Origin of the sequence: Pseudoalteromonas sp. SR43-3, from assembly GCF_014163875.1 — a bacterium.
Lineage (GTDB): Bacteria > Pseudomonadota > Gammaproteobacteria > Enterobacterales > Alteromonadaceae > Pseudoalteromonas > Pseudoalteromonas distincta.
This window is the reverse complement of record NZ_JACJEC010000019.1, coordinates 1-24,962: the sequence shown is the minus strand read 5'-3', so window position 1 is coordinate 24,962 and position 24,962 is coordinate 1. Positions and strand designations below refer to the sequence as shown.

The window sequence follows — 24,962 nt, the reverse complement described above, 5'->3', positions numbered from 1 at the left end:
AAAAATATAACACGGAGAATAACAATGAAAAAACTTATAACAGCACTCGGGGTTGCATTGAGCTTAGGCATAAGCGCATCTGCTATTGCAAAAGATAGCGTAAAAGTTGGCTTTGTATATGTAAGCCCCATAGGTGAGGCCGGTTGGACTTATACACATGACTCTAGCCGCCACTACCTAGAAGAAAAGTTTGGCGACAAAATAGAAACCACTTTTGTCGAAAGCGTACCAGAAGGAGCGGATGCAGAGCGTGTTATTACGCAACTGGCTAAAAGCGGGCACGATTTAATATTTACCACGTCGTTTGGCTACATGAACCCAACACTTAAAGTGGCTAAACGATTTCCTAATGTAAAGTTTGAGCATGCCACAGGCTATAAACGCGCAAAAAACGTAAGCACTTACTTTGATCGCATTTACGAAGGACGCTACCTAACAGGTGTTATTGCAGGGCACATGAGTAAAACCGACAGTATTGGTTATATTGCTGCGTTTCCTATTCCGGAGGTAATACGCGGTATAAATGCATTTACGCTTGGCTTGCGCTCAGTAAAGCCTAATGCAAAAGTAAAAGTAGTGTGGGTTAATAGCTGGTTTGATCCGGGTAAAGAGCGCGAAGCTGCCGATAGCCTAATAGATCAAGGCGTTGATATTATTACTCAACATACTGATTCGCCTGCACCTCTGCAAGCAGCGCAAGCCGCTGGTATTTACGCTATTGGCTACCACTCAGATATGAGCGTATACGGTAAAAAAGCACATTTAACGGCAGCGGTTCATCACTGGGATGAATTTTATGCAGAGCGCGTACAGCAAGTACTTGACGATAAATGGCAATCACAAGATATATGGAAAGGGATAGGCTCAGGGATGACTCGCTTAGCGCCGCTAAGTAAAGACATTCCAAGTGATGTAGTGAGTGAAGTAAATGCTATTTCAGAGAAAATTGGCAAAGGTGAATTTCATCCATTTACTGGCCCTATAAAAAATCAGCAAGGTGAGCTGATTATTGATGCGGGTAAAACAATAGACGACAAAACGTTGTTGGGTATGGATTTTTATGTTGAGGGCGTTGAAGGGCAGCTTAAATAAGCGGTTAACGCAATAACAATGAGTTAATCACTTAGACAAATACAGTGGCTAACTTGCAAAACGTAGAGGTTTATATGTCAATAAATACAAGCTCGTCTGACGATATTATATATGCAGTTGATGACAAACCAGGCTTAACTGAATCATTTTTTGCCGCACTACAGCACGTACTCGCAAGCTTTGTAGGTATTATTACACCCACGCTTATTATTGGTGGTGTGCTTGGTTTAGCTGCTGAAATACCTTATTTAATTAGTATGGCATTATTTGTATCTGGTGTGGGCACGGTTATACAAGCGCGGCGTGTTGGCCCTGTGGGTTCAGGATTAATATGTGTGCAAGGTACAAGCTTTGCCTTTTTAGGGACTATTTTAGCAACAGGCTTTACCGTTAAAGCCACCGGAGGCAATAACGACGAGGTCCTTGCCACTATATTTGCAGTGTGCTTTTTGGCCGCGTTTGTTGAAGTATTTATTAGTTTTTTTATTAGTAAATTAGGCAAAATAATTAAGCCAGTAGTTACTGGTGTGGTCATCACTACTATTGGTATTTACCTAATTAAAGTAGGCATGACTGATATAGGTGGCGGGCAATGGCTACTTACTAATATGCCTGAAAAATTTGCTTCAACGAGCAACTTAATTGTTGGTTTTTCGGTTGTTGCTTTAGTGGTGCTGCTTAATGCAAGTAAAAACCAATGGGTGAGGCTAACGGCTGTGGTAGTTGCAATGATACTTGGCTGGTTACTTGCGTTTGTATTAGGTATCGCTAATTTTAAATTAGGTGAATTTGACCTAATTGCTATCCCACTGCCTTTTAAATACGGCTTTAATGTTGATTTTGGTGCACTCATAGCCTTTGGTTTTTTATACCTTATTACTGCAATTGAATCGACAGGCGATATTACTGCCAATTGTGCGGTTTCTAAGTTACCTGTTAGAGGACCTAGTTACTTAGCACGTATTCGCGGCGGTATTTTAGGTGATGGTGTTAACTCGATGATTGCCGCTTTATTTAATACTTTTCCTAATACTACTTTTAGTCAAAACAACGGCGTTATTCAGCTAACCGGTGTTGCCAGCAGGCATATAGGCCTGTGGATCGGCAGTATTTTAATCATTCTTGGTTTGTTTCCTGTGATTGGTGCTGTATTACAAAATATACCTAAACCTGTTTTGGGCGGTGCAACGCTTGTAATGTTTGGCACCGTTGCCGCCGCGGGCGTAAAAATACTCGCAAGCGAAAAAATAAATCGCAGAAGCCTACTTATTATTGCAGTGAGTTTGGGGCTCGGGCTAGGTGTTAGTTTTGTACCGGAGTTGTTTGCAAACGCACCTAAGTTAGTTACTGCCATATTTGGTAGTGCAGTGACGGTGTCGGGTATCACCGCAATAATAATGACGTTGGTACTACCAGAAAATTACTCAGCAAGTACGGATCATCTTAACTAAACTAATAAAAATCATAAAAGGGATTAACAATGAAAATCAAAACAATAAAAAAATTAGCATTAGTAACTGCAATTGCAATGTGCTCTACAGGTGTATCGGCTAAAGAGCTTTGGTCTGATTTTAGTATTACCGCAATGACAGGAGCCGACTACCTAGAGCCGTTTTCAGGTACTGAAGATGATAGAAGTGTTGTTACTATAGAGCATGCATCGGGACATACATGGGGCAGTACGTTCTTCTTTATGGATAGACTAAGTAATCCCGATGAAGTGTACGGTGAGCTAAACATAAACCCTACTCTTTACAAGCCACAAAATAGCTTTGTTAAAGAGGTGTTTTTAGGCCTACAAACAGAGTATGGCTCGGGAGATACGGATCAAAATAACTATTTATTAGGGGGCGGTGTATCACTTGATGTACCTGGCTTTCAATATTTTAATGTGGCTTATTATCGTCGTTTTCAAGATGATATAGGTATTCAACGTGAGGATAATAACCAAATAACAGTCACGTGGGGCTACAACAAAGGTAACTTTAGATACGATGGCTTTTTAGATATTGTAGATAGCACCGACACAATGTTTGGTAAAAGTGAAGGTGGCTTTAACTTTACCTCGCAGATTAAATACAATATTGCCCCTATGCTTGGCTTAGATACAGGCCGCCTTGATGTGGGTATTGAGTATGTTTATTGGAAAAATAAATTTGGTGTAGATGGGCAAACCGAACATAATCCAAACTTGCTAGTTAAATGGCATTTTTAACAGCAAATTGAATGGTATTTAATTAATAATTAAAGGCTACTTTTTAGTAGCTTTTTTATTTGATAATTTTAAATAATTGAATAGCTTAAATTAATTGTGTTAAATTACTTTTTAATAACACTATATGGATTTTTTGCATGGATTCTGAAATTGATTTTTCTACCTACACTTTAGATGAGCTTTACTCATCAGCGAGAGCTATAGATCGCGAAGCCTACCCAGATCGAGCAAAAGAAATAGACGACTTAATTGAAACGCGAGAAGCACAGAACCCATCTGAAAATATTGTATCAAAAGTAGCAGGAGAAAAAGCAACGCGCTCAGACAGGCTAGTGGCTGCTATTGTTGATGGCGTTTTAGGTGTTGTTTGTTTTATACCTGTATTCATACTCGTAGGGTTTGATAATTTAAGCCAACCAACACTTACTTTATCTGCAGGTTTGCTAGGTTATGGCATATTAAGCACGTTAGTGCTTCATGGTTACCTTATGTACCAACGCGGACAAACAATTGGTAAATCTTTAATGTCTATCCGTATTGAAAATTTAGATGGTACACAAGCAAGCTTTACTACAATTTACTTTAAACGCATGCTTTGTATGCAACTATTATCACTTGTCCCTTCGGTAGGTCAGTTTATAGCTGGTTTTGTTAATCCATTATTTATATTTGGAAAAGATAAACGATGTTTACATGATCATTTAGCGGGAACAAAAGTGAGTTATGTAGATTAATCAGGATATTAATTATGGCAGCTTTGCCCGGATTTAAGTTTGATTAGCAAAAGTTACAAAATGGCGTATTTCACTAAATTGGTAATATAATTAAAAAACCTTACCGATTTTTTTGACTAGTAACCAAGGATGATTATGAAAAACAACACACAACTAATTTTAGCACTAGCGGCCTCTTTAATTTGTTACTCAACATATATTGTATTGATAGATAAACCTTTTAGTTTGCAAGCGCTTAACCTGTTTTTATTTCCCGTTATTTTATATTTTGTGTTTATTCGTTCGCGTAATGTTGAGCAAAGCCCGTTAAAGGCTGTACGCGTTGAGGGGCAAATATTATACGTTTATAAGCAAGTGTTTAATATTAACGATATTAACAAAGTTGTCATCGACAAAACTAAGAGGCACGGTGTATTTGCACTACCGTATAATCAAGTTGATGGTAAAACAACTGAGTTTATTTTCAATAAAGATGCGTTTGAATCTTTAAAATCCTACCTTTTACAAAACATTCCAAATGTAAAAATTATTGAATAAAGTAAAGAAGTAACAATGAATTTAAAGAGCATATATTATTCATTGGGTTTCTTACTGCGGCGAAAAGCAATGAGGTGATAAATGAGAATATTTAGGAAAACAAACGAGTTTGATAAACTGTCGAGGCGTTACGCATGTATTAAATGTGGTACTTGGGTGAGCATAAAAGCCCAAAACTGTATGCAGTGCCGGCATAGTTTTACCAATAATGATAAAAGCTCAATGCAAACACTCTATAATCAAAATAAAGAACAAAACTGGCAACATGCATTATTGCCCATTATTTTTGTAATATTGGTAATAGCTTTATTGTCCATTTAATTTTTGCTTAAAATTTAAAAGCGCTCGACTGCAACTCTGTAACAAAATCCCTCTGTACTTTCACGTGTAAAAACTACCCATAATTAAAATAATTACTCTTGTTAATCCTTCACTAAATATCACATAGCTAACGTTTTTTAATAAATGAAATAAGCTTATAAATTTCAGTCACTTAAATTGTGGGTTTATTTATATTTACTCAGTTTTTTGGCACGTAAGTTGATACAGCTCCTAATAAACTTTAAAAAGGAATTACCATGACAGCTGAATACTTTATGGTACTAGGGTTACTCGGTGTTGCATTTTTTGCTGTTGCAGGGGCATTGCTTGGGTATGAAAAAAACATTAGTGGCTTTGGCGTCGTAGTGGTTGCAACCGTTACTGCACTAGGGGGCGGTACCCTCAGAGATATACTTTTAAACAAACCAGTATTTTGGATTGCTACCCCAGAGTATTTATATTCAACCTATGGGGCCGTTATAGCAACAATTGCATTTATTCGATATTTACCGCGCGTTAATAATTACTACTTTTTATTAGTAGACGCTGTGGGTATGGCGTTATTTAATATTATGGGGATAGAAAAAGCACTCATTAATGGCTCTGGTATGGTGGTCGCAATTACCATGGGTATTACTACAGGTATATTTGGTGGTTTAATACGTGACGTAATTTGCCGTGAGGTACCAACTGTTATGCGCAGCGAACCATACGCCTCTGCGTGTTTAGCGGGTGGTGCAGTCTATGCTGCTTTATTTAGCCTTAATGTAGATTACATTTGGTGTATTTTAGGCTCATTTTTCACGACTATCTTTTTAAGATTAGGCTCTTTGCATTGGGGTTGGCATTTAACTATTTTCAGAAAAAAAGACTTCAGAGATCAAAGCGACTAATTTTAGCTACGAGTAGCTCGCGTTTGCATGTGGTACTCGTAATTATCCTCATCCGTTATAGTAAAACCCAGCCGCTTATAAAGTCCTAATGCTGGGTTGTTTTTAAGCACGGTGAGTTTAATGGGTTTTGACTGCGTATTTGTAATAACTTGTTCAATAACCGCTTTCCCATACCCTTTATTTTGGTGCAATGGATGTATTTGTAATTGCATTATTTCAACGTATTGAGCGTGTGTTTGGTATTTTAAAGTACCAATTGGTACCTCATTTATAACTATAAGATGGGAGCAGTCATATTGATCATTAAGCCTTAAAACATGCTGTTGATCTGTTAAAAATAACCCGGCATTTTCTAAGTGTTCGACCATAGTCAGTTTTCTGAGGCTTAATAAGTAGTCTTGGTCTGAATATGCTGCCTTTATAAATTTAAAAACCATAGTGCTCCCTTGCAACAGCCTCAATGTTTATATTTGTAGAACTAACTATAATAAGTGCGCAGTATTAAATGTGCAAGCCAAACTAACAAAGGCAAGACTACCAATACCCAAGTGCTTTCCACCAAAGCCCGCCAATAATTCCCCATACACTTAAATTAATAACGCTCATTATAAGGCCCATTACCCACCAGTCTTTTAACGATACATAGCCTGAGCCAAACACTATGGGAGATGTGCCTGTTGCGTAATGCGTTAACGACATCATGAGTGATGAAGCGCCAGCTAACAGTAAACCTAAAAATAAAGGCGGAGCGCCAAGCGCTAAACCTGCGGCGTAAAATGCGGCAAACATAGCAGTAATATGTGCTGTGGTACTGGCAAAAAAGTAATGAGCATAAAAATACACAGCTACCAATATAATAGCCGATACAATCCAGTCAAAGCCCAGTTGCGCAATGTTGCTCTCAACAAGTGTTGAAAACCACGTTACCAAACCTAGTTTATTTAAAAAAGTGGCCATCATTACTAATGCAGAAAACCAAACAACGGTATCCCACGCTGACTTTTCTTTAAGTACATCGTCCCAGCTTAATACACCAGTCACTAATAAAACCGACAAACCTAAAAAAGCCACTGCGGTTGTATTAACTGCGTAGTCAGCCCCTAAAATCATTGCAGGTACGCCGGCCCATAAAACAAGCAGCATAGCAAAAACACCCACCATTATTTTTTCGCCATAACTCATTGGGCCCATTTCAGTTAATTTAGATTCTGCGTAGGTTTTAGCGTCGGGCGTACTTTTAACTTCAGGTGGGTAAATGGCATAAACAACCAAAGGCACAAGGGCAATACATAGCAAACCAGGAACAAGCGCTGCCAGCGCCCATGTACTCCAAGTAATACTAATATTTGCACCAGTAGCATCTGCAATAAGCTTTACAATTAGAGGGTTAGGAGCCGTGGCGGTAATAAACATAGCTGATGTAATAGGGTTTATATGGTAGCTCACCAAAGCAAGGTAGTGCCCAATTTTACGAGATGTGCCCTCCTCAGGGGATGAGCCAAAGCTTGTTGCTATAGACTTCATTATTGGGTGAATAATAGCGCCGCCTCGCGCGGTATTACTTGGCGTTACAGGCGCTATAACAAGTTCAGAAAGTGCGAGTGCATAGCCAATACCAACTGTTTTTTTACCAAAAAGAGAAATAAAATTATAGCCAATACGATTTCCCAGACCAGTTTTAGCTAAACCCCGAGAAATAATAATAGCAATACCAATCAACCAAATTAATGAATTAGAAAAGCCACTTAATGCATCTTTAATAGCGCCAGATGGGCTGTCATTAGTTACGCCGGTTAACGCAACAGAAGTAATAGCTAAAATAGCAATGGCGCCGATAGGCATTGCTTTACCAATAATGGCAACTACAGTACCAATAAATAAAGCGAGCAAATGCCATGCGTTTTCGGTAACACCTTGCGGAGGCGGTACAGCAAACCAAAGTAGTAAAACAATGGCTACAGAAATCAGTCCAGAGGTAACTCGAATATCAGTACCCTTCATTAAAAATATCCCTAAGTTTTAGAAATGCATGCATTCTGTGTATTGAAAAGGCAACGTTATTCTACTTCATTTAATAATAAAAAAGATGACGCACATCATATGAATATTAGACTTATTTAATTTTATTAATAAAGAGGAAATAAATTATAAACTAAAGTGATTGATTACATTACCCGATAAGAGCTTACAGTGTGCTTAATTAACTCTGATTTTTAAGAGTTAGCTTGAATTGTTTTATAGGTTCGTAAGGTCTTTGTAAGTCTTAACGAATACTTGGAAATACAATGAACTTAAAACTAACCAACAACGTGATTACTTTTTTATTAGCGAGTAGCTTTTTACTACTTGGCTTATCGTTTGCGTTAGGAGCAAACCCTAATACGTTAACGGCTACGTTTAGTTTTTACGACGTTGATTCGCTAATGTCTGTATCTGCGTTAGGTTTAATTAGTGGCTCATTTATGATTGCTTTAGCGTTTGCCACCGTGCTCGCTCGTTTTAAACTAATGAAACCTACGGCAGCACTTTTACTTGCAGCAATTATAAGTTTAGTTGCATTACTTACCTTATTTGCCAGCAACCGTTGGATGGCGCAACTAGGCGGCTTTCCAATCATTGGTAGCGGGCAGGGCATAATTAAATACTTTGCTGTAGTGCCTTTGTATTTGTTTTTATTTTATAAAGACAAACTTACCGACAAACAACACGTACTTTTAAACTTTATACCGGTTGCTATGGTTTTACTGTGGATTGGCGGCATGAAGTTTTACGAGTTTGAAGCAAAAGGCATTGTAAGTTTAGTAGAAACCTCACCGTTTATGTCGTGGTTATACACGGTATTTAGCGTACAAGGTACATCTAACGTGATTGGCGGGTTTGATGTATTATTTGCTGTGTTATTGGGCTTAGGGCTATTTTTAAAGAATAAAAAGCTAATTATTGTAAGTGGCTTAGCGTGTTTAAGCGTATTTATGATGACCCAAACATTCTTAATTACCGCAACCGGTGCATTTAGTTCATCCACTTTATTGGATCGTTTAGGGCAATTTGTAATTAAAGATTTGTGGTATATAGCCAACCTTGTTGTTATTGCTTTTTTAATGATTTTTAAACCGACTAAATAAAGAAGACGTTATGATCAGTTGCAATCAATACGACTACATCGAAATTGCTTGTATGCACCATTTAAGCATTGAGCTTATATTAAAAAATGGTGATGGTGTATGTGGGATAGCAACTGACACAAAACGCAATGCACTTAAACAAGAGTGCATTGCCATTAATGTAAGTGGCGAGCTAAAGCTTATAGAACTTACCAGCATTAGCGTAATTAAAGCCCTCACACAAAACCCGTATTTTAATAAAGTACACTTTGAGGCTAAGTAAACATAGTCCAATAGCTTTATTTACTATGGTGCGAAGGCAGCGCTGTAAACTCCTTTTAAAATGCTCTATGTACCTGACTCGTGGCGTTAACCCTCATGCTCAACACTTACTGATACAAATAACCTTAATTAACACGGTTTTAGTTCCTTATCACATATCACTTTTATAATAGGGCTAATTACTTGTTTACATTAAAGTTATTAAGTGGAATTATTGAACACTGTAATATACGCCGTTTTGGGGTGTTATAAATCCCCTGAGTGGTGTTCAATAAGTTGTTATATTTCAAATCAAGGATAGAGTTTGATTCACAATTATTTAGAAGCGGTCGAAAGTGTAGTTAAAAGGTTGTTTGAAGCGAGAGCTGATTATCATGTAATTATAAACGATCTGTTTAAAGACTCTATGCCTCCAATTTTTGTCCATAACCGAAACAATCCGAAAGAAGTAATCGCTCGAGACCACGCAGCATGGCTTGAACAAAAACAAATAAAACTAAAGAAAGAAAAATCGGATGCTGCAATTGAAAACCTAACTAATGAACAATTCGCTTTATCAATTATTGACGGTTCTCTTTTGCAGATAGCTTGTAAAGGAATTGAGCTGTATTCAGAAAGCAACCAAAACACCTCGCCACTTCCTAACCTTTCAGAGAAGGCGTGTAAATTTTCTGTTGGTGAAATAATTAGAGAAATACCTGCGGGCTTAATTATTTATGCAGGCAGAAATCACTATAACCATCTAGAGGATGGAGAAAGACTTAGAAAGCCGACGAAAGAAATAATTAATTTACTCAACGTAAATTCCCAACAATATAAACCAAATATTGTATTCGACTTTGACACATATAATGAATTACCTAGAAACTTAACAACGAGCTTTATTGGTATACTTGGTTGGGAAAGTACCAAAGATTTCAGAGAAACATTAATGAGTATCAATGAAATATAAAGAAGAGTTAGGATGACACCCATTCTAACTTTTACTTAAATTATTGTAGATATCAGTCAGTTAGGCTAAATTAATGAAAATGAATCACGTAAAAAGCTGAACTACACTGACAAGATAAAAGTAATAAGGGATAGCCCGATAGGCGACAAAAAACTTTATAAAAAAGTAAACGACTCGGGTTTATTAAGTCTGGTTTCATTTAAATAAAAAGCGGAATAATACAGTCAAGAAAAGAAGTTAGGATGACACCCATTCTAACTTTACGGAAATTATCAATAATTGCAGTGAGTTAAGTTAAATTCATGAAAATGAATCACGTAAAAACAGAACTGTATTGGTAAGATGAAAATAAAAATAGATAGATCAATAGGCGACAACAATTTTTATTAAAAAATACTAAACAACTCGGCTTCATTGAGCCTAATTTCCTTTAAAATAAAAGCGGAATATTACCCACGTTATGATGATCCCCAACTGCTAGGTTTTTTCTGCTGCATCGCTTATTTTAACAAATATATTTTGCCCACCAGAGTAAAAAAACACCCACATCAAATTTCCAGTAATTCCTTCCAAAACGTCAATTAAACAACACCAAACCCTTTTATATTCTGCGTAAAAATACAGTAATCGATTGAACCAAAATAGGAACTCAGCTATGGTTTATTTATCAATAAAAACAAATAAAAAACGAGTTAATCTACAGGCTCGTTATGTAACTACGTGAGGAGAGATGATGAACAAGGAAACTATAGGGAAATACGTCGCAGTTTTGGGATTATTGCTTTTCTGGGCACCACTTTGGGGAATTGTTGATTCGTATTTAATTATGTCCTCTTCATTTCAAGAGATAACGCTGTTTGGAAATAATGAACCTAAAATATCACAAGAAGAAATGTCATCAACAGCTTTGTCTACAGTAACAGGGTTCATCTTATTTTTAGTTGCGCTTTGCTTTTTAACATTTTCCGTTGTGGGCTTAAACTATCGAACTGAGTGGCTTTTTTGGGCACTAATAATATATTCAACATTGTTACTTTTCATGTTCCCTGTTGGTACGGTGTTAGGTTTAACTCTGCTGGCAGCGCTAGTTTTGAACAGGAAAAAATTTGGGCTTGACGGTGACGTTACATAACAAAACCATTAACGAAATAAGTTAGGATGACACCCATTCTAACTTTACGTAAATAATTAATGATAGCAGTGAGTTAGGTTTAATCCATGAAAGTGCATCACGCAAAAAAGCTGAGCTACGTTGACAAGATGAAAGTAGTAATAGGTAGCCCGATATACGACAACAATTTTTATTAAAAAATGGTAAACAACTCGGCTTTGTTAAGTCTGCTTTCCTTTAAATAAAAATCGGAATAATACGGTCAATAAAGATATGAATAAATTGACCTTACTGGGTAAAACGAATGTGAATGCCTTTATTTTACGCAATGGCAACTGTATTGCCCTGTTCATAATATAGAAAAGCTGCAAAACACGATGTACTGAAAAGGGAAAGCCCTTTTAACCTAAAATAAAGACACTCAAGCACTCGTAACTCCTTCCAAAACGCCAATTAAAACAACAGCTAACTCTTTTTATATTCCACGTGAAATACAGTAAAAGATTGAACCAAAATAGGAACTCAGCTATGGTTTGTTTATCAATAAAAACAAATAAAAAACGAGTTAATTTACAAGCTCGTTAGCAGTATTAGTTATATGGAATGTGTATTATGGATAGAGGTCAAAAAAACAAAATTAAACAGCCAAGTCTGCTTGAGCAAGTATTACCGACTGAAATGGGATTAATGCAATCATTAGGTGAATCCAAAACGCTGATTATAATGTTGGTGGTATTTTTAACTTTATTCGGCGGGTTAGGTTTGTTTTTATTAAAAATTTCTACGTGAGGTTAGTGGTATAAACTACTAACAAGCGACTACTAACTGTTTGCTTAGTTCTTTTTGCTACATATTACGACAAGTTATTATCAGCCCCTTATGCGGGCGTTGAGATTGTAGAATTACTCTTTTTAAGAAAACAACCTGTTTAATGGGTAATACATTTATTACACATTGTATTAAAGTGCTTAGAGTTAATTAAAGAAACTAATTAATTGAATTTGGCTATAGAAGTTATTCTGCAGCCTCGTTTTATTACTAAAGGATTATCGTGAAATACTCTAGGATTGTACTCTTTTCATTAGGCTTGTATTTATTGCTAGTTGCTTTATCAACAATAGCAACAAAGATTGTTGGCTTTGATGAAATGACTCAAAGTACCTCATTAGCTTTTACTTATTACGTCCTCGGATTTGTAACCTTTTTAATCGTGTATTGTTACTTAGGCTATAAGCAAACAGTGAGTCCCTATAAACAAGCCTTTTTAGTTATGGCGGTTTATTGGTTTATTAATCTAAGTGTCGGTGCCTTACTATACATTTTATTAGAGATATCAATGGAGCCTTTAGTATATTTGGTTTCGGCTTTGCTGCATGTTATTGCTGTTTTATTAGGGACGTTACTTGGGGTTCAATTACGTAGTAAAATAATTAAGCATAATAAAAAATCGTAAAGCAGAACATAAACAGCTGGTTTTTGCTTTTTCGCCCTAACCTTAGATAACAACTTTATGGCCTATTTATTCGGCATAAGTAAAAAGGAATTTGAATTTGCTATTCGATTGGTTTAGCTCTGAAAAGCCAAATGTTTATTTGGGATCGTTAGCTGTAGCTAATAACAGCCATTTTTCTAAGGTAGAGTCGTTTTTTTATATAACGGGCGATTCACTACAAGATCATATGCACAAGAAGCTTGAAGATATTTTTTGTCTTCACAGTATTTCGTCTATTAAAGAGCCTAAAAAGTCAGATATTGGTTTAGATGTTGTTATAGTTACTTTGCATGGTGGTGATGCATTCACTATAGATTTTGATACAGCTATTATTCCGCTATTTTGGCGACCAAAAGTTAAGTTAGTATCGCGCTTGTATAATATTAAACACAATAAGACGATTAAAACGTTCAGCGTTTCTAAATCTGTTACGTGGCGCGAATTCATAGCTAAAAAATTTAGCTTAAGAGGCTTTTTTCGTTGGGGTCCTTTGTACCATAACGAAGACATGGAAATATTGTTGTATAAAGCATGCTACGAGTTATTAAATAAAATGCGAAAGGCTATTTAACCAGTAGCCAATAAGAATAATTAAAATAAGATAAAATAAAAATACATTTTGCTCTTGGTGAACATTATTACAAACAAAAGAGGAACTCAGCTATGGTTTGTTTATCAATAAAAATAAATAAAAAACGAGTTAACCTACAGGCTCATTATTTTTCGAACATCGAGGATATTTATGGAAATTGAATATATTTGGGGTGTTTTAGCGGTTATTGCAGTTTTATTTATATTAATACTTGGTAACTCAATACCTAAGCATGGCAGCGTAACTGAAGGTGATGTTATTGTTGCTTTAAAATCAGGTCATAAAGTTAGAGCAATAAAATATTATAGATCTGTTCATGGTGTAAGTTTGAAAGAAGCTAAAGATGCTATTGAAAAATTAACTTCAAAAACATAAAAACATGCCCTGAAGTGAGGGCCAAATAAAACTCAGCCATTAATTGCAAGTTTTAAAAGGGGTGAGCCTCTTCGTTTTCCACCACCTAAATACAACCCTTATCCATTTGAATACCAGCGATCTAATAATAAATTGGGCTATCCCACTTATTTTCACTTCAGCGATATCATCAAACGCGCGCAATATCCCTTAAAACCAATACCTAAAAAAATAACTATGGGAGGTCCTGTAGTCAAATAACTATATTTTAGTAAACACTAGTTCATATTACGTCACGTAAAATCCATACAGAACTTTAAGTTAAACATACGTTCGTGCAGCGTTCCCATTTTTATTTGACTCAATTTATTGGACATTCTTTTTATGAAATTAAAGTTATTTATCGCAATTATTTTTAGCACTTCGATGTCGTCTTACGCGACAGAAGCAGTAGATAAAACGGAGTTTTCATTCGAAGACTTAAAAGCCCTAGCAAAAGCCTCAGCCGAAAAGCCCTATACGCCAACTAAGGTGCCAGCGCCGGAGTTAATCGATAAAATTACGTATGACGAACACTGGAAAATACGCTTTAAAGAAGATGAAACCTTATACCCAAGTGGAAAGAAGGCGCCTGTACAATTATTTTACCCTGGCCGATATTTTCCTGAGCCAGTAAGTATTTACATCAGAGACGATAAAAATCAGGTGCAAAATGTACCTTTTAGTAATGACGTTTTTGATATGCCCGATGATAGCCCAGCTCACGACCTCCCTGAAGGATTTGGATTTGCAGGCTTTAGAATAATGCGCCCAGATATGAAACCAGATTGGATATCTTTTTTAGGCGCGTCTTATTTTCGTACCGACGGGCCAGAGGGGCAATATGGACTGTCGGCTCGAGGTATCGCGATTAATACGGGTATGAATCAGCCAGAAGAATTTCCGCGCTTTTCTGCATTTTGGATTGGCCCCGCAGAGAAAAAAGGTGAAAGCGTGTCTGTTTGGGCATTGCTTGAAGGGCCTTCTATCACTGGTGCTTATCGATTTGGTTTAAGTAAAGATAACAAAGAAGCCAGAGGCCATATTACCTCTGTAACGGCTAATTTGTATATGCGCGCCGATGTTGAACGCTTAGGCGTAGCACCGTTAACCAGTATGTATTGGTACTCACAAAAAGATAAAACAGAAGCTAAAGATTGGCGCCCAGAAATTCACGATAGCGATGGCCTTGCGATTCACACAGGATCGGGTCAATACGTTTGGCGCCCATTAAATAATCCTCAGTCGGTGTCGACCAATAGCTTTATTGATGAGAACCCAAAAGGGTTTGGCTTAATCCAAAGAGACCGTGACTTTAATAACTACCAGGACGACGGCGTATTTTACAATAAGCGTTCATCAGCGTGGATAAAACCTACTGACGATTGGGGCAAAGGCGCAGTACAGTTAATCGAAATTCCTACAAAAGATGAAACGTTCGACAATATTGTTGCCTATTGGGTGCCTGAAAAAGAGGCGCGCAAAGGCGACGAGTTTACCTTTTCTTATGATATTGAATGGCGTCCACTCGATCCAAAATCAAAAACGCTTGCAAGCGTTGTAAATACTCGCCAAGGCTTAGGCGGAATTCCCGGCCAGCCTATTCCTAAAGGCGTTAACAAAATGGTGATTGATTTTGAAGGTCCAGCATTTAAAGGATTAGATAACAAAAGTGGTATAAAGCCGATTGTTGAAGCCAGCAACGGTGAAATACTAGAACCTATTGGGGTTTATCCGGTAGTTGGTACAAACCAATGGCGATTAGCGTTTGACTACAAACAAGCTAACAACAATCCGGTGAACATACGCGCGTATTTAGTTGATAAAAATGATGAAGCTATAACTGAAACATGGGTAAGTGATGCAAAGGTTACGATTAAATAAGCCCTTAAATAAGCATTAAAGTAAAACGGGTGGCTATATTTTGATTTTCTGTCAATTATAGCCACCATAATGTCTTTTAAAGCGCCAATCAAAACACCATTAAAACTCCCTTTTATATCCCACGTAAAATACAGTAATCGATTGAATCAAAATATGAACTCGGCTATGGTTTGTTTATCAATAAAAATAAAAAAACGAGTTAACCTGCAGCTTGTTAGCTGTTTCGAGGGATTGTATGTTTTTTTTGAGTAAATTATTTTGTTGGGAGCGAGGCCGACAAAAATCAGGCTACGATAAAATGTTGATTTGTGGTGCTACGTGGCCAATTAAATTTGATACATATTTGCTTAAATTCCCACAAGGAAGTGAAATAGCACCACACACAGACAAAGTTGAATCTGGTAAACACTATCGATTGAATATAGTACTGAAAAAAGCAGATTTGGGTGGTGAGTTTATTTGCAGTGATCCGATATTTGAAACAAAGCGGGTTAAGCTATTCCGCCCTGATGTAAGTGAGCATCAGGTATCAAAGGTTATAAAAGGTAATCGATATTTATTCAGCATTGGGTGGATAAAAGGGAGCTCTAAATGCTAGATTTAAGACCTAATTGTGAATGTTGTGATAAGAATCTACCTGCACAGTCCACAGAGGCTTTTATTTGTTCATTTGAATGCACATTTTGTTCTGGCTGTGCTCAAACAGTATTAAATAACGTGTGCCCAAACTGCTCAGGTAATTTGGTTCAGCGGCCAATTCGCCCTTTGGCTGCACTAAAAAATTACCCAGCATCGGCTAAGCGGGTGTTAAACGAAAGTGGTTGTGCGCCAAACACATAAAAACATAAAGTATAATAATTACATTTCTGGGTATGGAGATCTGATGAGAAAATCCTTTGAATTTACTGTTAAGTCAATCAAAGTTAAAATAATTAACACTTGGTTTAGTGGTGCTAAATTATATGTGAATGGTGACTTACGAGATACTGACAAAACTTTGTTAGCTATTAGGAATAATACTTTACTATCTGCAAATTTAGGTGAGTTGGGTGTTCTAGAAATCAAGCCATTATCGGGTTTAATTACCGTCGAAATGGATGCATATTTGGTTAATGGTACAAACATTCAACATGTATATAGCTCACATAAACGCCTTAGCCTAAAAGAGCAAAGGGCAGCCCGATAAAGCTACTTTAAATAACATATATTCCTGCATTTACCTGCCTTCAGTAATAACCTCCAAATGACTTTGAGGAGGTTTAAGCCCCTAAGCATACCAAGTTAATATACTTGGTTTACTCGATTACCTTAAATCACTCACACTCTTTCACATAAAGTAAAAGCGCGCTGTACATTACACTGAGTGCCTTTGTTACATCGCTGTCGATAACCGCTTCTGCTGGGTGATGGCTTATACCGCCAGGGCTGCGTATAAACAACATGCCAACGGGGCAAATTGGAGCGATTGCCATTGCATCGTGCCCTGCGCCTGAGGCAAGTGAAGGCGATGCTTGGTTATTGAGTTTACATGCGCTTGAAAACAAATGCTGAATAGTGGTGTCGCACGCTACGGCATCGGCGGCATGCGTCCATTGCCAATCAAGCGTTAAATTGCGTTTGCTTGCTATAGATTGAGCGCTGTTTTGTATGACGCTTAGTAAGTTAGCGAGATCGGTGTCGCTTTGTGCGCGTGCGTCTAGGCTTATGGTTGTTTTGCCTGCAATCACGTTTGTAGCCCCAGGGCGAGACTGTATTTGCCCTACGGTGGCAACTTCGCCATTTTTAGCATTACTTGCTAGTTTTTCAATTTCGGTTACTAATTCAGCGCAGCCTGCTAGTGAATCCTGCCTCAAGTTCATTGGGGTTGTACCCGCATGACCGCTTTGGCCTGTTAGGGTAAGCATGGCGCGCTTTGCTCCTGCGATTGCAGTTACAACGCCTAACGCCTGATTAACCGATTCGAGTACAGGACCTTGTTCAATATGAGTTTCCCAGTAACCTAGTAATTCGTTTTTGTTTAGTGCGGCCTTTGCATAGTCGTTGGGGTTTAAACCAAAGTCGAGCATGGCTTGGCGCATAGTTATGCCGTTTGTGTCTTCAATGTTTAGCCACTGTGGGTCAAATTCGTTAGCGAGGGCTTTTGAGCCAATTAAAGTTGTGGCAAAGCGGGTGCCTTCTTCATCGCAAAAGCCCACTACATCTAAATGAAAGGGCAGGTCGAGCTTTAACTTATGTGCAAGCGCTGCAATTTCTATCCCCAGTAGTACACCTAAAATACCATCAAACGCACCTGCGTTTGGTACGGTGTCGAGGTGCGATCCTATAATTAAACGTTTAGCATGTGGGTTTGATGATTTTAGTCGCCCCCAAAGGTTGCCCACTTCGTCTTGCCACGATTGCATGCCTGCCTCAACCATCCACGATGCAGTAACGGCGTTACACTCTTTGTGCTCTTTTGATAAGTACACGCGGTGAATACCGCCTTGCATTTGCGATAGTGCGCTGAGGGTTTTACAGCGAGATAAAGCGCGTGTTGCGTATTCATCAGCAAGTTCTTTGTCTAATAAAGGGCTGTGTTGTGGGCTTACAATCGTCATGCTAAATCCTTTTTTTATTTATAGTGAGCAAGGGCGGCAATGGCGGCTTCGCCTTTAGGGCCTTTGTAACCGTTGGCATGTAAGCAGGCATCTAAGCTTGCCAATGTTTGTAATACGGCATCTTTACGGGCGTTGTAACCCATGGTGCCAATACGCCAAATTTTGCCATGCAGCGGGCCAAACGAGGTGCCAATTTCTATTCCGAAATCGGTTAGCATTTGTCCGCGTACGTGATCGGCATTAATGCCCTCGGGTATATACACACCCAGTACGTTGTTCATTTTATGTGTTAAATCACCAAATACATTTAAGCCGAGCGCTTGAATGCCTGTTAGCATGGCATCGCCATGTAATTTGTGGCGCGCTACGCAGTTATCCACGCCTTCTTCAATAACAATGCGGGCGCATTCTGAGGCGCAATACAGCATGCTGGTGGCTTCGGTATGATGATTAAGGCGCTCTTCCCCCCAGTAATTCATGATCATGCCTAAATCAAAGTAGTTTGAGCGTACAAATGGCTCTGTGCCGTCGGTATGGTCGGCCGTGCGAATACCTGCCTCTACCTTTTTGCGTTTTTGGATCCAATCGGCGCATTTATCGCTAAGCGTTAATGGCGCAGACCCAGAAGGACCGCCTAAACATTTTTGCAGGCCAACCGAAAGTGCATCGAGTTTCCATTCATCGGCAGGAAGTTCGTTACCCACAATAGAGGCGGTGGCATCACAATAAAATAGTACATCGTGCTTTTGGCAAATATCGCCTATATGCTCAAGAGGTTGGTTCATGGTGGTGGATGTATCGCCTTGTACCATAGCAAGTACATGGGGTTTTACATCAACAATGGCTTTTTCGATTTGTTCTGGCGTAAACACTTCGCCCCACGGCACTTCTATTGTGTGCACCTTTGCGCCAACGCGTTCTGCTATTTCAGCAAGTAGGTGGCCAAAGCGCCCCATAATTGGTACTAGTACTTTATCGCCCGGGCGTAAAATTGAGCATAATACGGCTTCAATACCCGCGCGCGATGTGCCATCTATTAGCATGGTCCATTCGTTTTTGGTTTTAAAAATTTCGCGGTAACGTGCCATGGTTTCGTTCATAAAACCGGTCATTACTGGGTCGTATTGGCCTATAAGCTGTGCCGACATAGCACGTAAAACACGAGGGTCGGCATTAATTGGGCCTGGTCCCATTAATAAACGCTGTGGTGGGTTTAAGGTTTGAACTTGCGTGTTATTAAACATATTTTAGGCTCCCAGAGTCTGAATAAGCATGCGTATGCCGGTTATCATTAAGACAACGGCAAAGGCGCGTTTTAGTTGTTTTTGATCCAGCTTGCTACCAATTTTTACGCCAATAGGCGCAAATAAAATAGTCAACGGAATAATAAGAAAAAAGGCAGGGAGGTTAACCAACCCCCACGTACCTAGGGGAGCATCGGTTGGCGTTGTGCCAATACTTAATAAGGTAATAACGCCAGGTAGTGCAATCAATAAACCAAAAACGGCCGCAGTACCTACTGCAACATGGGCGCGTACATTAAATGCGTTTAGCATAGGTACGCCAATAGTGCCGCCACCTATGCCAATCATTACCGACAAACCACCTACAAGACTTGCCATAACGCCTTGACCAAATTTTCCTGGCAGTTGTTTTACAAGCGCGGGTGCGCCGGCTCTAAATAGCATGTTTAAACTGACTAAAATAGCAATACAGGCAAACATAAGTACCAGTGCATTACCGCGTATTGAGTGCGCTAAGTAGCTGCCTACAACGGCCATAACTAAAATAAATGGTGCCCAGTATTTTATTAGCGCAAGGTCAATATTCCCTTTGCTATGATGCGAGCGAATAGATGAAAGCGAAGTAGGTACTATGGTTGCAAGTGATGTAGCGGTGGCTATCATCATTGCCGACTCTGGGCTTACGCCAAAACCTTGCAGTAAAAAATACAGCACAGGGACGATAACAATACCGCCGCCTACACCAAAAAGTCCTGCTAAAATACCGGCAAAAATACCGGTTGCTATTAAGGCTACTATAATTGGCCATTGATTTATTATTTCTGACATTGTGTTCCTGCTGTAGTTACTGTTGCACGTCCATCTGAACGAGGATCTGTTGCAGCTTCAAGGCTTATAGGTGTATCTAAAATAGCCCCAGCGTGCCCCATCATTTCGTTATTATTATCAACGCTTACCCAATCGTGGTCACGTTGATTTAATTCATGTTCTATATGAAAAACTAACTCTTTTTCAATTTTTAAATTTGTACTCGTATCGCCCCATGTTCGTCCAAGTAACCAACGAGGGTCGCTAATTGCTTGTTTTATAGATTTATTTCGCCACGCGTAGCCTGCAAAAACAGCGGCTTGAGTTTGTGGCTGCCCTTCACCGCCCATTGTTCCGTAAGCAAGTCGACGACCATCGCTAAACTTTGCCAGTGCTGGGTTAAGTGTATGAGCGGGCTTTTTATTTGGTGCAAGGGCGTTGGTATCTTGATTGTTTAAACTAAAGCTTAAACCACGGTTATTCCACACAAAGCCGCCTTCACTCATTAATATTCCGCTGCCAAATTCCCAGTAAATGCTTTGAATAAAGCTGACTAATTGCCCGTTTTTATCTCTGGCTGCCATCCACACAGTATCGCCAGGCTCTGCGTTAAATGGCCATTTTTTGGCTTTGGCCATATCAATATTGTTAGCAAGTTCGCTTAAGCGATTATCGGTTAGTGCGTTTTTATAATCGTCTCCTAATGCTTCAGGGTCAGCCCAAAGGGTAGGGCGATGGGTAAAGCTTTGTTTAGTTGCCTCAACAATTAAATGTGTCCAGTCGGCATCGGTTTTAGCTAAATGCTTTAACTTATTTACGGCACCAATTATTTGTAGTGAATGCACGCCCTGTGTTGGCGCGGGTAAGTTGTAGCAATCAATACCACTGAGGTTTGCATTTAGCGCAGTAACTACCTCGGCTTTAGTATTTGCAATGTCACCTGCGGTAATTGAGCTGCCTGCTTTTGCTAAGTCGGCGGCAAATGAGTTGGCAAGTGCGCCTTCATAAAATGCGTTTAAGCCATGTTTTGCTAGGTATTCAAACGTTGCTGCAAGTTTAGGGTTTTTAAAATGTTGACCTGCTTGCAAGGGCTTGCCATTGGGTATGTAGAGGCTTTTAAACGCCTCATTGGTATTGTTAGCAGTGGCTAGTTTTTCGCAGCCTGCTTGCAAGCTTTTTGTAACTGTAAAGCCCTCGCGCGCAAGCTCAATAGCGGGTGCTAAAATTTTTGACAGTGGTAGTGCTGCGTGCTCATCTAGTTCAAGCGCCTTTTGCCAACCGCGAATTGTACCCGCTTGAGTCAGTGCGCTTAACCCGCCGCGCTCTGGTATTTGCGCGAGCGAGTTATAGGGCGTTGTATTAGTTGCTGCACGGCCGCAGGCGTCAATAGCGGTAGGCGTTTTTTGGTTTGGGTTATCGATAAGCCAAAAGCTGTCGCCACCAATTGAGTTCATATGTGGATATACAACGCTAATAGCAGCGGCAGCCGCTACCATAGCCTCGGTAGCTGTACCGCCTTGTTTTAGTATATTTATACCCGCCTCAGTGGCCGAAAAATGAGACGCGGTAAATGCAATGTTGTGTGTAGTCATGCCGGTGTGTCCTGTTTAAAGTGTGCAGCTAGGTGCTTAACGCAAGCTAGTAGGCTTTTATCGTTACCGTGGCTCATCATTAATGAAAAACCATACGGATGATCATTTGCTAAATCAGCCAGCGGTAAATGCACTTGCGCTGAGCCACTAAGTCCTGCAATTGCCGAAAGCGTAATAATTTGCATGCGTAAGGCGCTTGTGTCGGCGCCTAATTTAGGTGCGGTTGTAGGTGTGGTTGGCAAAAATAAACAGCTGTTTGTATTTAGGTTTTTAGCTATTAGTGTTTGCCATTGGGTTTGTACTTTTAGTGCTTCTTGTTCTTCTTGATCAGTTAGGGCAAGCGACATATTAAAACGTGCCGCAATTGCTGGAGCAAACTGGGGAAGTTGCCCCGGCAATTGAAGCCAGTCTTTATGCGTTTTTGCGATTGCTCGCCCTTGCAGTACTCTAAAACTATCAGCAAGTTCATTTAATAAGCTGCTGTTAGGTAGTTCAAATTCTTTATGGTGCTTAAAATTAGGCTTGGTTTTTTCAAGCAATTGTTTAAGTGGGGCTTGTAAAACAGGGTCAACGAGTTCAAATAACGGCTCGCAAATAACTAAGGTATCAACGTTATTAATAGCTTGATTTGGTAGCAGTACATTACCTACATCGCTTAATAGCTCGGCGCTTTGGGTAAGCCAACCTATGGTATCAAAAGGCGGAGCCAACGGTATTAGGCCGTCTTTTTCAATCACGTTATGGCTTGGCCTTATGCCATATAAACCACAATAGCTGGCGGGTATTCTAATTGAGCCGCCGGTGTCGGTGCCTAAGCCAATATCAGCTAAGTTAGCAGCAACTGCAGCAGCAGACCCCATACTCGAACCACCGCAAGCATGCCCTTTTAATTTAGGATTTTGCGCAGCGCCATAATGTATATTATTACCCTCTAAGCTATAAGCCAGCTCGTCAGTATGGGTAAAGCCTATAAAGTTACAACCAGCGGTCATGAGCTTATTAACCGAGCTTGCCGTATTTTGAGCCGGTTTAGCTGTTTTAAACCAGTGTGGGTTGCCTGCGCTGTTACGCTCGCCCTTTACTGCAAATACATCTTTTACAGCTAAGCGATTGTTTGCAAGCACTCCAGAGTGGTTTGTTTGCCACAGGGTAGGACCGTGATTGCAAAATATACCTTTGTTGTTTTTTTTATCACTCATTTGCAGCTCATTATTATAAAACTGACCAAGTACTTACTTATTAAGTTAAGAGTGATTAAAAAGCGGGCTGGTTATTATTATTATGAATACCAATTTTATTAAAAACATGATCATTTTATCGGATTAAATAGCGCACTCACTGCGTCATTTTCTTCGCGTTATAATAGATCACTAATTTAATGCAATTGCTAAGGCTCCGCTTTTTAATCGGTAGTTTTGATTTTATAGTGCTTAGACTAAGCAAGAGGAATGCCATAAATTAAAATCCTGTCCAACTGGTCAGGTTTTGTTGGGTTGTATGAGATTTGTAAATGTGGTCTGTAGAAATAGTGAGATTAAAATGAGCTAAAACAGACCAACTTGGTGCGCAGATGCACCAAGTTGGTCTCTATTTATATGGTTTTGAGTGCTAAATAAGGGGCGTTTTACTGATGATTAAACCGTTAATATCGGCGTAAACCCAATTGTTAGGTTCAATAGTAGTGCTAAGCATGGTAACAGCTTGGTTTTTATCACCAAAGCCGCGCTTTAAGGTACTACGCGGTGTAGAGCCTAGCGCCATTACAGGTAAGTTCATCGTGGCAAGTATTTCTATATCTCGGCAACAGCCATTTATTATTACGCCTTCCCAGCCATTATTTAGGGCACGCTCAGCCATAATATCGCCTATAAACGCAAAGCGTTTGCTCGCAAACCCGTTTATAACCAATACTTTACCTTCACCATTTTCATGCAATATATCGGCGGCAAAAGAGTTGTCTTCTGGGCAGGTAACGGTAACTACTTTGCCATAAAACGTGGTTTTTTTACCAAAGTGATAAAGGCCGCTGTCTGCTACTTGCACGTTATCGCGATGATCGTCAAATAAATCGGGTGTAGTAAAGGATGTCATGGGTTAAGTCTCACTTTGCTCAGGTATTTTAAGACCAATACCTTTTAAAATTATGTGGGCAATTGATTGCGTAATTTGTGCCACATCGGTTTCGTCGTACTCTAATTTGTTCATTACGAGTAAAACCTCAGCCTGAAAGTCGGCGTAATATTGCGTGGTAGACCAAATAGTAAAGAGCAAATGGTAGGGATCAACCTTATCCATTTTATCAGCGTCCATCCATGCTTGAAGTACATCAACCTTTTGTTTAACCCAAGGGCGGGTATTGGTTCTAAAGTAGTTTTGTAAATAGGGTGCACCGCGCAGTATTTCACTGGCAAATAAGCGAGATTGCATTGGCTGATTTACGGCCAGTATTACTTTGCTTTTAATATAGTTATAAAGCACGGTAGCTGGATCGTCGTTAATTGTGACGTTATCGAGCCCTAAGTTCCAATTAGCTATTATGCGGTCAATCACAGACTCGTACAGACCATCCTTACTTTTAAAGTAATACAAAATATTAGCTTTTGGCACCTGCGCTTCTTTAGCAACCATGCTCATACTTGCTCCGTCGTAACCTAATTGCGAAAACAATTGCTCGGCGGCATCTAAAATTAGTTTTTGGTTTTTCTCGCGTGTGACTTCTTTTTTATTTGGCTTTATTTGTGTGGTCATTATAAAGTTTGCGTGTTTAACGTATTGATTGATTGTAGCTTTACTGACCAAAAGGTCAATTACTAAAAAGGGTGAATGCTAAAAACAAATGAGAGGTTTAAGCTATTAACTTTAGGGTCTGTTGATCTTTGCGGATTAAAATTTGTTCAAACTAGGGGCTATTTAATCGCGGCGCGAGATTTGTAACCTAGTGGGCTAAGTAAAAACCGAGCAACAAAGAGTAAGTAGCCCCTAGGAAGAACCCTTTGGGCTGAGGGATCCCCACTTTATCCAGCGGCCTCTTTTTCGTAATTCAAAATAAAGTTTTTTAAACTTTTTTCTATATAGCTTTGTGTAATACGTCTCTTACATAGCTTTATGACTTGCTTGGCT

27 protein-coding genes are annotated in these 24,962 nt (G+C 39.1%); 18 read left to right on the top strand and 9 right to left on the bottom strand.

Features of this window, described 5'->3' with window-relative positions; all coding sequences use genetic code 11:
• The first annotated feature begins 24 nt into the window (after nucleotides 1–24).
• From H5088_RS16695 to H5088_RS16670, 6 genes are all read left to right on the top strand, one after another.
• Complete coding sequence (locus H5088_RS16695; protein ID WP_182753802.1) at nucleotides 25–1,092, top strand: BMP family ABC transporter substrate-binding protein; 1,068 nt, start codon at nucleotides 25–27, stop codon at nucleotides 1,090–1,092.
• Between the two features lie 74 nt (nucleotides 1,093–1,166).
• A complete protein-coding gene (locus tag H5088_RS16690) occupies nucleotides 1,167–2,543 on the top strand; it encodes a uracil-xanthine permease family protein (RefSeq protein ID WP_182753799.1) in 1,377 nt (458 codons plus the stop codon).
• Between the two features lie 29 nt (nucleotides 2,544–2,572).
• Entirely contained in the window at nucleotides 2,573–3,307 is a 735-nt protein-coding gene (locus H5088_RS16685; protein ID WP_182675000.1) for a DUF5020 family protein, read from the top strand.
• A gap of 137 nt (nucleotides 3,308–3,444) precedes the next feature.
• Nucleotides 3,445–4,041: an RDD family protein gene (locus tag H5088_RS16680; RefSeq protein WP_182753797.1), complete on the top strand. Its 597-nt coding sequence runs from the start codon at nucleotides 3,445–3,447 to the stop codon at nucleotides 4,039–4,041.
• 135 nt (nucleotides 4,042–4,176) lie between these two features.
• Complete coding sequence (locus tag H5088_RS16675) at nucleotides 4,177–4,578, top strand: hypothetical protein (protein ID WP_024595034.1); 402 nt, start codon at nucleotides 4,177–4,179, stop codon at nucleotides 4,576–4,578.
• 578 nt (nucleotides 4,579–5,156) lie between these two features.
• Entirely contained in the window at nucleotides 5,157–5,792 is a 636-nt protein-coding gene (locus tag H5088_RS16670; protein WP_004334621.1) for a trimeric intracellular cation channel family protein, read from the top strand.
• 2 nt (nucleotides 5,793–5,794) lie between these two features.
• Here the strand turns inward: H5088_RS16670 and H5088_RS16665 are convergent, their stop codons facing one another.
• Together H5088_RS16665 and H5088_RS16660 are read right to left on the bottom strand one after the other, a co-directional pair.
• Entirely contained in the window at nucleotides 5,795–6,229 is a 435-nt protein-coding gene (locus H5088_RS16665) for an N-acetyltransferase (protein WP_182753795.1), read from the bottom strand.
• Between the two features lie 97 nt (nucleotides 6,230–6,326).
• Nucleotides 6,327–7,793: a DASS family sodium-coupled anion symporter gene (locus H5088_RS16660; protein ID WP_182753793.1), complete on the bottom strand. Its 1,467-nt coding sequence runs from the start codon at nucleotides 7,791–7,793 to the stop codon at nucleotides 6,327–6,329.
• 284 nt (nucleotides 7,794–8,077) lie between these two features.
• Here H5088_RS16660 and H5088_RS16655 point away from each other — a divergent pair, with 284 nt between their 5' ends.
• The 12 genes from H5088_RS16655 (at nucleotide 8,078) to H5088_RS16600 (ending at nucleotide 16,788) form a co-directional block, all read left to right on the top strand.
• Nucleotides 8,078–8,917 carry a DUF417 family protein gene (locus H5088_RS16655; RefSeq protein WP_182753790.1) on the top strand — a complete coding sequence of 280 codons (840 nt, stop codon included), beginning with the start codon at nucleotides 8,078–8,080 and terminating at the stop codon, nucleotides 8,915–8,917.
• Between the two features lie 10 nt (nucleotides 8,918–8,927).
• Nucleotides 8,928–9,179, top strand: coding sequence for a Rho-binding antiterminator (locus H5088_RS16650; protein WP_182753789.1), 252 nt, complete (start codon nucleotides 8,928–8,930; stop codon nucleotides 9,177–9,179).
• 303 nt (nucleotides 9,180–9,482) lie between these two features.
• The gene (locus H5088_RS16645; protein ID WP_182753787.1) at nucleotides 9,483–10,130 is read left to right on the top strand and encodes a hypothetical protein; all 648 of its coding nucleotides are present in this window, start codon (nucleotides 9,483–9,485) and stop codon (nucleotides 10,128–10,130) included.
• A 733-nt stretch (nucleotides 10,131–10,863) separates the two neighbouring features.
• A complete protein-coding gene (locus tag H5088_RS16640) occupies nucleotides 10,864–11,262 on the top strand; it encodes a hypothetical protein (RefSeq protein WP_182753785.1) in 399 nt (132 codons plus the stop codon).
• A gap of 591 nt (nucleotides 11,263–11,853) precedes the next feature.
• Entirely contained in the window at nucleotides 11,854–12,030 is a 177-nt protein-coding gene (locus tag H5088_RS16635) for a hypothetical protein (RefSeq protein ID WP_171972314.1), read from the top strand.
• 262 nt (nucleotides 12,031–12,292) lie between these two features.
• Entirely contained in the window at nucleotides 12,293–12,694 is a 402-nt protein-coding gene (locus H5088_RS16630) for a hypothetical protein (RefSeq protein WP_310737276.1), read from the top strand.
• Between the two features lie 97 nt (nucleotides 12,695–12,791).
• Complete coding sequence (locus H5088_RS16625; protein WP_024596157.1) at nucleotides 12,792–13,304, top strand: hypothetical protein; 513 nt, start codon at nucleotides 12,792–12,794, stop codon at nucleotides 13,302–13,304.
• Between the two features lie 171 nt (nucleotides 13,305–13,475).
• Nucleotides 13,476–13,700 carry a ribosomal protein L7/L12 gene (locus H5088_RS16620; protein WP_182753782.1) on the top strand — a complete coding sequence of 75 codons (225 nt, stop codon included), beginning with the start codon at nucleotides 13,476–13,478 and terminating at the stop codon, nucleotides 13,698–13,700.
• A 363-nt stretch (nucleotides 13,701–14,063) separates the two neighbouring features.
• On the top strand, nucleotides 14,064–15,602 hold the full coding sequence (locus H5088_RS16615; protein WP_182753780.1) for a glucan biosynthesis protein: 1,539 nt from the start codon (nucleotides 14,064–14,066) through the stop codon (nucleotides 15,600–15,602).
• A 235-nt stretch (nucleotides 15,603–15,837) separates the two neighbouring features.
• Nucleotides 15,838–16,200 carry a 2OG-Fe(II) oxygenase gene (locus tag H5088_RS16610; RefSeq protein WP_182753778.1) on the top strand — a complete coding sequence of 121 codons (363 nt, stop codon included), beginning with the start codon at nucleotides 15,838–15,840 and terminating at the stop codon, nucleotides 16,198–16,200.
• Nucleotides 16,194–16,442 carry a DUF1272 domain-containing protein gene (locus H5088_RS16605; RefSeq protein ID WP_182753776.1) on the top strand — a complete coding sequence of 83 codons (249 nt, stop codon included), beginning with the start codon at nucleotides 16,194–16,196 and terminating at the stop codon, nucleotides 16,440–16,442. Before H5088_RS16610 ends, H5088_RS16605 begins: the two co-directional genes overlap by 7 nt.
• A gap of 43 nt (nucleotides 16,443–16,485) precedes the next feature.
• Complete coding sequence (locus tag H5088_RS16600) at nucleotides 16,486–16,788, top strand: hypothetical protein (RefSeq protein ID WP_024596154.1); 303 nt, start codon at nucleotides 16,486–16,488, stop codon at nucleotides 16,786–16,788.
• A gap of 127 nt (nucleotides 16,789–16,915) precedes the next feature.
• On the opposite strand, the gene H5088_RS16595 is transcribed toward H5088_RS16600, so the two are convergent.
• The 7 genes from H5088_RS16595 to H5088_RS16565 form a co-directional block, all read right to left on the bottom strand.
• Nucleotides 16,916–18,199, bottom strand: a complete 1,284-nt coding sequence (locus H5088_RS16595; RefSeq protein ID WP_182753774.1) for an allantoate amidohydrolase — start codon at nucleotides 18,197–18,199, stop codon at nucleotides 16,916–16,918.
• A 14-nt stretch (nucleotides 18,200–18,213) separates the two neighbouring features.
• Nucleotides 18,214–19,443: an alanine--glyoxylate aminotransferase family protein gene (locus H5088_RS16590; RefSeq protein ID WP_182736717.1), complete on the bottom strand. Its 1,230-nt coding sequence runs from the start codon at nucleotides 19,441–19,443 to the stop codon at nucleotides 18,214–18,216.
• A 3-nt stretch (nucleotides 19,444–19,446) separates the two neighbouring features.
• Entirely contained in the window at nucleotides 19,447–20,271 is an 825-nt protein-coding gene (locus tag H5088_RS16585) for a sulfite exporter TauE/SafE family protein (RefSeq protein ID WP_182711738.1), read from the bottom strand.
• The gene (locus H5088_RS16580; protein ID WP_182753772.1) at nucleotides 20,259–21,842 is read right to left on the bottom strand and encodes a gamma-glutamyltransferase family protein; all 1,584 of its coding nucleotides are present in this window, start codon (nucleotides 21,840–21,842) and stop codon (nucleotides 20,259–20,261) included. Before H5088_RS16580 ends, H5088_RS16585 begins: the two co-directional genes overlap by 13 nt.
• On the bottom strand, nucleotides 21,839–23,041 hold the full coding sequence (locus H5088_RS16575; RefSeq protein ID WP_182753770.1) for an amidase family protein: 1,203 nt from the start codon (nucleotides 23,039–23,041) through the stop codon (nucleotides 21,839–21,841). The genes H5088_RS16580 and H5088_RS16575 overlap by 4 nt, the downstream gene beginning before the upstream one ends.
• Nucleotides 23,042–23,450: 409 nt before the next feature.
• Nucleotides 23,451–23,933 (bottom strand): putative 4-hydroxy-4-methyl-2-oxoglutarate aldolase, encoded by a 483-nt coding sequence (locus H5088_RS16570; RefSeq protein ID WP_182692420.1) that lies wholly within the window; start codon nucleotides 23,931–23,933, stop codon nucleotides 23,451–23,453.
• Nucleotides 23,934–23,936: 3 nt separating this feature from the next.
• The gene (locus H5088_RS16565) at nucleotides 23,937–24,590 is read right to left on the bottom strand and encodes a TetR/AcrR family transcriptional regulator (protein WP_004334664.1); all 654 of its coding nucleotides are present in this window, start codon (nucleotides 24,588–24,590) and stop codon (nucleotides 23,937–23,939) included.
• Nucleotides 24,591–24,962: the final 372 nt, after the last annotated feature.

What these genes read in the sequence shown, in the direction of transcription:
- H5088_RS16605 (WP_182753776.1), top strand. Translation starts at nt 16,194, where the DNA reads ATGCTAGATTTAAGACCTAATTGTGAATGTTGTGATAAGAATCTACCT.
- H5088_RS16575 (WP_182753770.1), bottom strand. Translation starts at nt 23,041, where the DNA reads ATGAGTGATAAAAAAAACAACAAAGGTATATTTTGCAATCACGGTCCT.
- H5088_RS16690 (WP_182753799.1), top strand. Translation starts at nt 1,167, where the DNA reads ATGTCAATAAATACAAGCTCGTCTGACGATATTATATATGCAGTTGAT.
- H5088_RS16565 (WP_004334664.1), bottom strand. Translation starts at nt 24,590, where the DNA reads ATGACCACACAAATAAAGCCAAATAAAAAAGAAGTCACACGCGAGAAA.
- H5088_RS16615 (WP_182753780.1), top strand. Translation starts at nt 14,064, where the DNA reads ATGAAATTAAAGTTATTTATCGCAATTATTTTTAGCACTTCGATGTCG.
- H5088_RS16600 (WP_024596154.1), top strand. Translation starts at nt 16,486, where the DNA reads ATGAGAAAATCCTTTGAATTTACTGTTAAGTCAATCAAAGTTAAAATA.
- H5088_RS16585 (WP_182711738.1), bottom strand. Translation starts at nt 20,271, where the DNA reads ATGTCAGAAATAATAAATCAATGGCCAATTATAGTAGCCTTAATAGCA.
- H5088_RS16580 (WP_182753772.1), bottom strand. Translation starts at nt 21,842, where the DNA reads ATGACTACACACAACATTGCATTTACCGCGTCTCATTTTTCGGCCACT.
- H5088_RS16660 (WP_182753793.1), bottom strand. Translation starts at nt 7,793, where the DNA reads ATGAAGGGTACTGATATTCGAGTTACCTCTGGACTGATTTCTGTAGCC.
- H5088_RS16675 (WP_024595034.1), top strand. Translation starts at nt 4,177, where the DNA reads ATGAAAAACAACACACAACTAATTTTAGCACTAGCGGCCTCTTTAATT.
- H5088_RS16680 (WP_182753797.1), top strand. Translation starts at nt 3,445, where the DNA reads ATGGATTCTGAAATTGATTTTTCTACCTACACTTTAGATGAGCTTTAC.
- H5088_RS16620 (WP_182753782.1), top strand. Translation starts at nt 13,476, where the DNA reads ATGGAAATTGAATATATTTGGGGTGTTTTAGCGGTTATTGCAGTTTTA.
- H5088_RS16655 (WP_182753790.1), top strand. Translation starts at nt 8,078, where the DNA reads ATGAACTTAAAACTAACCAACAACGTGATTACTTTTTTATTAGCGAGT.
- H5088_RS16695 (WP_182753802.1), top strand. Translation starts at nt 25, where the DNA reads ATGAAAAAACTTATAACAGCACTCGGGGTTGCATTGAGCTTAGGCATA.
- H5088_RS16590 (WP_182736717.1), bottom strand. Translation starts at nt 19,443, where the DNA reads ATGTTTAATAACACGCAAGTTCAAACCTTAAACCCACCACAGCGTTTA.
- H5088_RS16640 (WP_182753785.1), top strand. Translation starts at nt 10,864, where the DNA reads ATGAACAAGGAAACTATAGGGAAATACGTCGCAGTTTTGGGATTATTG.
- H5088_RS16685 (WP_182675000.1), top strand. Translation starts at nt 2,573, where the DNA reads ATGAAAATCAAAACAATAAAAAAATTAGCATTAGTAACTGCAATTGCA.
- H5088_RS16610 (WP_182753778.1), top strand. Translation starts at nt 15,838, where the DNA reads ATGTTTTTTTTGAGTAAATTATTTTGTTGGGAGCGAGGCCGACAAAAA.
- H5088_RS16650 (WP_182753789.1), top strand. Translation starts at nt 8,928, where the DNA reads ATGATCAGTTGCAATCAATACGACTACATCGAAATTGCTTGTATGCAC.
- H5088_RS16670 (WP_004334621.1), top strand. Translation starts at nt 5,157, where the DNA reads ATGACAGCTGAATACTTTATGGTACTAGGGTTACTCGGTGTTGCATTT.
- H5088_RS16665 (WP_182753795.1), bottom strand. Translation starts at nt 6,229, where the DNA reads ATGGTTTTTAAATTTATAAAGGCAGCATATTCAGACCAAGACTACTTA.
- H5088_RS16595 (WP_182753774.1), bottom strand. Translation starts at nt 18,199, where the DNA reads ATGACGATTGTAAGCCCACAACACAGCCCTTTATTAGACAAAGAACTT.
- H5088_RS16635 (WP_171972314.1), top strand. Translation starts at nt 11,854, where the DNA reads ATGGATAGAGGTCAAAAAAACAAAATTAAACAGCCAAGTCTGCTTGAG.
- H5088_RS16570 (WP_182692420.1), bottom strand. Translation starts at nt 23,933, where the DNA reads ATGACATCCTTTACTACACCCGATTTATTTGACGATCATCGCGATAAC.